The 8,331-nt window shown below is 43.7% G+C and carries 8 protein-coding genes; 2 read left to right on the top strand and 6 right to left on the bottom strand.

Features of this window, described 5'->3' with window-relative positions; genetic code table 11:
- A partial coding sequence (gene argZ, locus IQ229_RS04825; RefSeq protein ID WP_194041770.1) for a bifunctional arginine dihydrolase/ornithine cyclodeaminase occupies window positions 1-1,752 on the top strand: 1,752 nt, incomplete at its 5' end.
- Window positions 1,753-1,794: 42 nt separating this feature from the next.
- Complete coding sequence (locus tag IQ229_RS04820; RefSeq protein WP_194041768.1) at window positions 1,795-2,316, top strand: DUF2085 domain-containing protein; 522 nt, start codon at window positions 1,795-1,797, stop codon at window positions 2,314-2,316.
- A gap of 264 nt (window positions 2,317-2,580) precedes the next feature.
- Here IQ229_RS04820 and cysC read toward each other — a convergent pair whose 3' ends face one another.
- The 6 genes from cysC to IQ229_RS04790 form a co-directional block, all read right to left on the bottom strand.
- Window positions 2,581-3,120 carry an adenylyl-sulfate kinase gene (gene cysC / locus IQ229_RS04815; RefSeq protein ID WP_265582951.1) on the bottom strand — a complete coding sequence of 180 codons (540 nt, stop codon included), beginning with the start codon at window positions 3,118-3,120 and terminating at the stop codon, window positions 2,581-2,583.
- 95 nt (window positions 3,121-3,215) lie between these two features.
- A complete protein-coding gene (locus IQ229_RS04810; RefSeq protein ID WP_194041764.1) occupies window positions 3,216-3,584 on the bottom strand; it encodes a hypothetical protein in 369 nt (122 codons plus the stop codon).
- Window positions 3,585-4,020: 436 nt separating this feature from the next.
- Complete coding sequence (locus IQ229_RS04805; protein ID WP_194041762.1) at window positions 4,021-4,866, bottom strand: calcium-binding protein; 846 nt, start codon at window positions 4,864-4,866, stop codon at window positions 4,021-4,023.
- Window positions 4,867-5,323: 457 nt separating this feature from the next.
- A complete protein-coding gene (locus IQ229_RS04800; RefSeq protein ID WP_194041760.1) occupies window positions 5,324-5,770 on the bottom strand; it encodes a type II toxin-antitoxin system VapC family toxin in 447 nt (148 codons plus the stop codon).
- Window positions 5,767-6,006: a hypothetical protein gene (locus IQ229_RS04795; RefSeq protein WP_194041758.1), complete on the bottom strand. Its 240-nt coding sequence runs from the start codon at window positions 6,004-6,006 to the stop codon at window positions 5,767-5,769. Before IQ229_RS04795 ends, IQ229_RS04800 begins: the two co-directional genes overlap by 4 nt.
- A 989-nt stretch (window positions 6,007-6,995) precedes the next feature.
- Entirely contained in the window at window positions 6,996-8,279 is a 1,284-nt protein-coding gene (locus tag IQ229_RS04790) for a glycosyltransferase (protein ID WP_194041756.1), read from the bottom strand.
- Window positions 8,280-8,331 lie beyond the last annotated feature (52 nt).

Genomic DNA, 8,331 nt, shown 5'->3' with positions numbered 1-8,331 from the left:
GGAGACGCACTGCTGGATCGGGAAGGACGCTGGTTATGGGCGGGATACGGTTTCCGCTCGGAATTAGATTCTCACCCTTATCTAGCTAAATGGCTGGATATTGAGGTGCTATCTCTACGATTAATAGACGAACGTTTCTATCACCTAGATACCTGTTTTTGTCCTCTAGCAAATGGCTATTTGCTATACTATCCCGGCGCTTTTGATTCTTACTCCAACCGTTTAATTGAAATGCGAGTCGCATCAGAAAAGCGCATCGCAATTGAAGAAGCTGATGCAGTCAACTTCGCTTGTAATGCGGTGAATGTAGATAGCATCGTCATCATGAACAAGACGAGTGATGCTTTGAAAACCCGCCTTGCGAATGCAGGTTTCCAAGTGCTGGAAACGCCACTTACTGAATTTCTCAAAGCCGGTGGTGCAGCTAAATGCTTAACTTTGCGGGTAACAGAACCAGTTAGAGATGAAATTCATGCCAATGTCTCGGTAGAAAGCCGCGTCATTCGCATGGAAGGACATTTGTTAGATGCTGGCTTAATTAACCGCGCTTTGGATTTGATTATAGATGCCGGGGGAAGTTTCAAAGTCCTGAATTTCAACTTGGGAGAACAACGGCAAAGTACTTCAGCCGCCGAGGTGAGAGTATCAGCACCATCCCATGAGGTGATGGAAGAAATCATCTCCCGATTAATTGATTTGGGTGCTGTAGATTTACCCCATGATGAGCGAGATGCCAAACTGGAGCCGGTAATTCAAGATGGCGTTGCACCCGATGATTTCTACGTTAGTACCATTTATCCCACTGAAGTGCGAATTAACGGTCAGTGGGTGAAGGTTGAAAATCAACGGATGGATGGCGCGATCGCCATTACTCAAACTCCCACAGGTTTAGTGGCTCGGTGTAAAATACTCCGCGATTTAAAAGTTGGCGAACAGGTAATTGTGGATGTTTTAGGTATCCGCACCATCCGCAAAACTGAATCGCGGGAACTCCGCAGTACCCAAGAATTTAGCTTTATGTCGGCGGGAGTTTCCAGCGAACGGCGCGTGGAATTAGTCGTTGAGCAAGTAGCTTGGGAGTTGCGTAAAATCCGCGATGCTGGTGGTAAAGTAGTTGTCACGGCTGGGCCTGTGGTAATTCACACTGGTGGCGGCGAACACTTGGCGCAACTGATCCGCGAAGGATACGTGCAAGCTTTGCTGGGTGGCAATGCGATCGCAGTTCACGACATCGAGCAAAATATCATGGGCACTTCCTTGGGTGTAGACATGAAGCGGGGTGTCGCTGTGCATGGTGGACACCGCCATCACCTGAAGGTAATTAATAGTCTCCGCCGTTATGGCAGCATTCCCAAAGCTGTGGAGGCGGGAGCAATTAAAAGTGGCGTGATGTATGAATGCGTCCGCAATAATGTACCTTTTGTGCTTGCGGGTTCCATTCGGGATGACGGGCCTTTGCCTGATACCGTAATGGATTTGATTCAAGCACAGGAGCAATATGCCAAACACCTAGAAGGTGCAGAGATGATTTTAATGCTGTCATCGATGCTGCACTCCATTGGCGTGGGTAATATGACTCCGGCAGGGGTGAAAATGGTGTGTGTTGATATTAATCCAGCTGTGGTGACTAAGTTAAGCGATCGCGGTTCTGTAGAATCGGTGGGTGTGGTGACAGATGTGGGTTTGTTCCTCAGTCTGTTGATTCAGCAGTTGGATAAGTTGACAAGTCCTTATGTAAATAAGGTAGGTTAAGAGAACGAACCGCAGAGGCGCAGAGGACGCAGAGAAGGGGAGATGACAAGAGTAGCTTTCAGTGAATTGCAGGTTAGTTGGGTCAGTTTGATTGCTGATTTCTTGTTGGTAGGGATGGTTTTTGGCCCGCCTATCGCTCCCTTTTTGGCTGCGTCTGGAGTGTCTTTGCTTCCTGGGATTGCGGACATCATTTATTTCATGGGTAATCATGTCTGTCCGCAACCAGATATGGGGTTAGATTTAGCACCACCGTTTATTATGGCTGTGTGTATGCGCTGCTACGGGACTGTCATGGGTTTGCTGATTACTCGTCTGCTGTATGGGATAACTGGTGGTAAAGGATTTTACTGGTTGAGTCAGTATGGCTGGAGTGGTGTGGCGATCGCAAGTGTGCTGATGATGGCTTATCCTTTGGAATTGGCAGCAGAGGTTTTTGGTTTGTGGAGTTTTAATAACTATCTGGTTACGCCTTTTGGGTTGATTACAGGTTTGGCGTGGGGATTGTTTACCATGCCTATCTTACATGGGTGGCATGGTGCTAAAACTAGCTTGCATGAATTGTAGAATTAGAAACCGCACACCAGTCGCCTCTCTCACTCGCTAACATTTGTTTAAGATATAGCAAAAGCCTTGGTGATTAGGACACCAACAGGTGATAAAACTTAGACACAAAAAGACTTTTCACCCAGTCCCCAGTCCTCAGTTCCTTGCTATAACTCAATACAGTTCAGTTAAGCATTTCTACTCTTTCTTCTCTCTGTGTTCTCTGCGCCTCTGCGGTTCGTAAAAAAAGAGTTTTAGCCTTAAGTGAACCGTATTGTGCTATGACTAGCACTTATGTCTAATGTAGCCTTGGCATTCTAAGTAGCTAACTACTTGGTAAACACATTGCTCAATAGTAAATTGATGAGTCAAACAAATAACCTCTGGATTTAAAGGTTCTTCGTAAGGGTCAGATATGCCAGTAAAATGCTTGATTTGTCCCGTCTTGGCTTTGGCGTAAAGTCCCTTCACATCACGGGATTCACAAACTGCTAATGGTGCTTGAACGTAAACTTCTACAAAATTGGTGGTTGTTTGTCTCAATTCCTCTCGAATTTCCCGATAGGGGCTGATTGCAGCAACGATCGCTATCACCCCATTTCGACTGAGCAAGTTGGCAACAAAACCAATCCGCCGGACATTGATATCTCTATCTTCTTTACTAAATCCTAGTCCTTGAGATAAATGGGTGCGAACGACATCACCATCAAGTAATTCTACCAGGCAATCTCGTTTTTGTAGTTCTTGGGCAACAGATGAGGCGATCGTTGTTTTACCCGCGCCACTTAACCCTGTTAGCCAGAGAATTAGACCTTGATGGTTCATAACTCGCTTTTTCTTCATCTGTGGAAGAGTGCGATCGCACTTTACATGATTTGTGGCAGCGATCGCACATCTAAAATCTGATAATCTTTCCTAGCTCATGATGCGACTAATTTTTTGCGGCTAGGACGCTTGTATTCTGATTTTTTCTTCAATCCTACCGCTTGAGCTTGATCACTATCTAATCCATATTGTCCGCGCACAACTTCTTTCATCGCTAATACCGCATTGTGAAATTCCCATTCTGCTAATCGTGCAGCATCAGCAGCAGCACGGTATAAAGCTAGTTTCTCGGTTTCGGCTTGTTGCTGAGTTAACATAGCTTGATAAGCTTGCTGTAAGTTGGTAGCAGAGGCATCAGCACGGGTTGTTTCATAAGTGGCGATCGTTTGCAAGCCGTGCCATGAATTAACATCTTCACTAATTAATTGAGGGCGCAAACGGCGTGTTGTATTTTGGGTAGGCATATCAGCATACTGTTGTAATGTACATATTTAATGTACCCATTGCAACCATAAAGCTATCAGTAAGGTGAAGTTTTTAGATAAAACAAGGTTAAAGAAAGGGTAAGCTGATTTTTGCTTTTTCTATGCAACAAAGGTGCAAGCTAATACATCAAATATGCAAGTCGATGCAACTAAGATGTAAGCCAATGCATCAAAAGTGCAAGTCGATGCAACAAAGGCGCTCTTCGATGCATCAAAGGTGCAGGACGATGCATCAAAGGTGCAAATTAATGTATTTAGCCAATTTGTAGGGTGAGCAAACATTTGCCCACCCAATAAACTTAAACAGAGATAAAATCGTTCTGCGTCAGCATGGTGATATCAAAAGCAGTCAGTATTGCTAAAGTTTGATTGCCTAAACGAATCGCATCACCAATCAGCTAAAAAGGCAGTAATCCTAGATTGTGATGAAATCACCAGCCGTGAGGGTCGTGGTATCAATACCCGTCAGAGTTGCCAGGAGTTCATTGGTGCTGGTAACAAAGATGTTGCTGCCAGAGAAAGACAGTTGACCAAAGGTTAAACCGCCGGACAGACCAATGTAATCAAGTCCATCGTTAAAGTCAGTAATCGTATCGGTGCCGTCTAGGGCGGCGAAGATAAAAGTATCAGAAGCACTGCCACCAGTTAAAATGTCGTTGCCAGTACCGCCAGTCAGGTCATCTGCGCCGTTACCGCCATTGAGGATGTCATTGCCGGCACCGCCATTGAGAAAGTCTTTACCACCGCCACTGTTATCGCTTTCTTCCCCTAGCAGGAGGTCATTGCCATCGCCACCATTGAGGATATCCCCTTGATTACCGCCGACAAGAGTGTCATCACCTCCTAAGCCGTTGAGGGTGTCAGCGCTATTGCCTCCTTCAATGGAGTCATTGCCTGCTGCGCCACTTAGGCTATCAGCACCATTACCGCCTACAATTACTGTGTTGCCACCGACAGCCACAGTCACCGTAGCAGTATTCGTGAGGCTGCCATCGCTAAGGGTATCGTTAACTAACAAGGTACTTGCCGAGATGGTCACGGCAGTGTTATTAGCATCGCCGCTGATGCTGTGATTGTTACCGACGATGGTGATATTGCTGTTCTCCAGGGTTTTCACTACCTCGATGACACGGACATCAGTATCAGTGGTAATCGTGTCATCCCCTGCTAGTTGGTTAGCTTGGAGGATTGCATAACTGCGGGTGCTTGTAGTAGTCCCAGTGCCGTCATCAGTAGTTTGGTTAACAATAGAGCTTGTCATTTAATTTTTTCCTGTTATGTTGTTTTAAGCGCGTTTGATTAAATAGGCTTTATGGACGAAAAGGCGATCGCATTTTTTTTGTTCTCAAATGTGATCGCATCACCAATCAGCTAGTGAAGCCAAGGCTTACAAACTGGGTTTGCAAGCCTTGGTACAAAGTCCGGTGAGCAGATAATCTCTAATTTGGGTACAGTTAAAGGTGACATGAGGTTACTGCAAGTGTAATGGATTGTACAGCGATCGCCTTAATTGCCGCATCGAACAAAGATCCTAGTTTGGACTAGGATCTTTGTTCTATATAATTAATACTTATGTTAAATGATGAGAGTGGCGATTGCTTCTACTTCATAAAGACTGAGCAAGGCTAATTTTTACAACTTTAATGCAATAAAGGTGCAAGTCGATGAAACTAAGTACACCTCACTATAAAAATTACGATTGCACTAAATCCCTGGTTTTAGCTGTTTATGCTATTGGGGTGAACAATAGTAATTCCTTCAATTTCTACAAAATCTTTTGGGTTTAAGGTCAGAATATGGCTGATGTTATGAGTAAGCACTACTGCTTGTATGCGTAAATCGTGAGTGCGTTTCCCTGAAATCTTGTGAGTTGTAGCAAGGCTAAACCAAAGGCAAAAGACATCTGGTGTTTCTTCTAGCCACTCAAACTGATTTATGAGCATTTGCACCGTTCGTTCGGTTTCTTCTGGTGTCCATCCAAATCCATTTACAGCTACAGGACGGGTGGCTACAACCCAAAATTCAATTAAAACTTGAGATGTAATAAAACATTGATGGTTATTAGATATTAGATACCTGATTGTGCGATCGACAAGATTATAATCGGGTGAAGCTATATCGCTGGAGCGTAAAAGGATATTGGTATCTAATAAATAATCGGTCATACTTCATCATCGTAGATATTTTCTCGACGCAGAGCTTCATCAGAAAGGTTGGCATAGCTTTTTGGTGCTGTATCTATCCACTCTTGCCAAAGTAATAATCTCTGTGATGATGTTTGAGGTTTATTACTTAGTAACGTTAAATGCTTGTTACTCAGCTTTTCTTGAAAAAGTTTTTGCTCTTCGGGAGAGAGATTTAGTACCACTTCTACAAGGGAATTAACAAGTTGTACATTCATAGTTGTGTATACCAATTCACCGAGTCAATCTATGCGATGAGCTTTTGCCCTGCCCTTATGTCACTTTACTATAATACTGGTTATTGCCTCTGCCAATCCCCTCAGTGACCGCATCGTACAAAGATCCAAGTTTTGACTAGGATCTTTGTCCTATATAATTAATACTTATGTAAAGTGATGAGAGTAGCGATACCTAAGGTGGGCTACGCCAACGTCTCTACTCCATAAAGACTGAGCAAGGCTAATTTTTGCAATGCTCATGCATCAAAGGTGCAAGTCGATGCAACAAAATTGCGTGTCGGTGCAACAAAGGTGCAAGTCGATACAACTTTCTTGCAAGTCGATGCATCAAAGGTGCAAGCCAATACAACAAAATTACTCTTTAATACAACAAAGTTGTAAGCCAATGCAATAAAGGTGCAAATCAAAGCATTTAGGCAATTTGTAGAGTGGGCAAACATTTGCCCACCCAACACACTTAAATACAAGTCAAGTTACTCTGTGTCAGCACCAGTACCACCAGTCAGGTTAATTGGCTTTGATTTGTTGCCCTGAAAAATTGAATGTTCCTACAGGCGGGACATTATCTAATAACAGATTTAGTTACTTTATTAAGTATTCTCAACCAAACATTGTGTAGAGATATTGCGATACAACAATGCAACATTTCTACTGAATCGTATTGGCGCATAAGCTTCTGCACCTATGCGCTTTGATCGCAAAGGCAAGGCGATCGCCACCGCAAAGGGCGGGTACGCCTCGATGCAAGTAAGTTGCAGACCGATGCAAGTAAGTTGCAAGTCGATGCAACTAAGGTGCAGCCTGATAGGAAAGGGAAAAATTCAAAGTTTCATTAACTCATAGCTTCTACTACCTGCAACTACGGCAATGCAAGTCGGATGTGTTTAATAATCCTAAAACTCGTTGGTGCAAAAAGTTGCAGTGCTAGCGATCGCCAGTACTGTATGTAGATACTAGCGATCTGTTTCTTATCGCTGTGGTCTTATACTAGCTGTACTTACTTCCACTTTCTGCACTCCTTCAACGATTTGGTAAAGTTTGTGTTCAAATTTCTGCATACATGACGACCAATCAAATTCGAGTATAGAGGGGCGAGCGTGCCGAGTCATATCTGCTTTCAAATCGGGATTTTCCAGAATCGCAATTACCTTTTGGGCAAAGTCTGTGGGGTTGTTAGGTTGGGCAAGGAAGCCATTACGACCAGGAAAAACCTGTTCTGAAGTTGATGGTGCAACAACAGCAACCAGAGGAGTTCCAGACGCTAACGCTTCGTTATTTGTAGTGCAGAAGTTCTCGGTGACAGAAGGGTTGATAAAAACATCCGCTCTGGCAAACCAACCTAGAAGTTCTGTACCGTGAGACTCACCCCATACAGTAATACCCGATCCAAACTTTTTAGCACGCTCACGGATCTCTTCATCTAGCGGGCCACTACCAACAATTACCAGATGGACATCAGGAATTTTAGCAGCTATGACTGGAAAGATATCAAGCAATTGGTTGACATTCTTTTCCGGTGTGATGCGTCCGACAAACAACAGAGTTGGTCGGTTATCGTTAGGAATTGGGTTGTAACAAATATTTCGCGGGTGAAATTTTTCGCAATCGATACCTTGATAGGCGACGTATTCAGCGCGTTGGCATTTCAGTTCTTCGTATTTAGTCAGTTGTTCTTTAGAAGAGAAGTAATTGAAGTCATAAGACTCACTAAACTGCTTGACTAAAACGGGAACGATGGGGCGAACTAAATTGAAGAATCGGTCTCCAAAGTAATATTTGATATACGCAACGATATCTGTATGGAAGAGTGATATTATTGGCGTGCCTGTTCGTTTTGCGTATTGAGTGCCGATAGGGCGACCATAACCTTGCAAGAAAAATGAGTACAAACCTCTCATTTGGGCTGCTTCTTCAACCACGATAATATCGGGCTTGAATTTCTCCAGCAGCTTGGTATCGCTCCAATGCCGATAGTTCAACGGTTGAGGAAGAGACTTGTAAAATACCAGCGGTTCTGTGGGAAATGCGTAAGCAGAGAAATTAGGAAAAGATTGAATTTCTTCTAAACCTGGCATGGGGCGATCGCCAACATTTTTGGGATAGCGATCGTTGATTTGCGGATGGATTAAAAAAACCTCATGTCCCTGCTCTAGCAACCAACGAACTCGTTGGTGTACTGCAACGGAAACGCCAGTTAAAAAAGGAGCGTACAACCCTGTAAACAGTGCAATGCGAAGTTTTTGCTTAGTCATAATAAAGGGGAATATTTCAGAAAATTGCTGGTTTTTAACTTAGGATTTACGC

The sequence above is a fragment of the Nostoc cf. edaphicum LEGE 07299 genome, assembly GCF_015207245.1.
In the GTDB taxonomy this organism is placed as follows: Bacteria; Cyanobacteriota; Cyanobacteriia; order Cyanobacteriales; family Nostocaceae; genus Nostoc; species Nostoc edaphicum_B.
This window is presented reverse-complemented; position numbering and strand designations above follow the sequence as displayed.

Coding starts and splice junctions, on each gene's coding strand:
- IQ229_RS04820 (WP_194041768.1), top strand. CDS start 1,795: ATGACAAGAGTAGCTTTCAGTGAATTGCAGGTTAGTTGGGTCAGTTTG.
- cysC (WP_265582951.1), bottom strand. CDS start 3,120: ATGAACCATCAAGGTCTAATTCTCTGGCTAACAGGGTTAAGTGGCGCG.
- IQ229_RS04810 (WP_194041764.1), bottom strand. CDS start 3,584: ATGCCTACCCAAAATACAACACGCCGTTTGCGCCCTCAATTAATTAGT.
- IQ229_RS04805 (WP_194041762.1), bottom strand. CDS start 4,866: ATGACAAGCTCTATTGTTAACCAAACTACTGATGACGGCACTGGGACT.
- IQ229_RS04800 (WP_194041760.1), bottom strand. CDS start 5,770: ATGACCGATTATTTATTAGATACCAATATCCTTTTACGCTCCAGCGAT.
- IQ229_RS04795 (WP_194041758.1), bottom strand. CDS start 6,006: ATGAATGTACAACTTGTTAATTCCCTTGTAGAAGTGGTACTAAATCTC.
- IQ229_RS04790 (WP_194041756.1), bottom strand. CDS start 8,279: ATGACTAAGCAAAAACTTCGCATTGCACTGTTTACAGGGTTGTACGCT.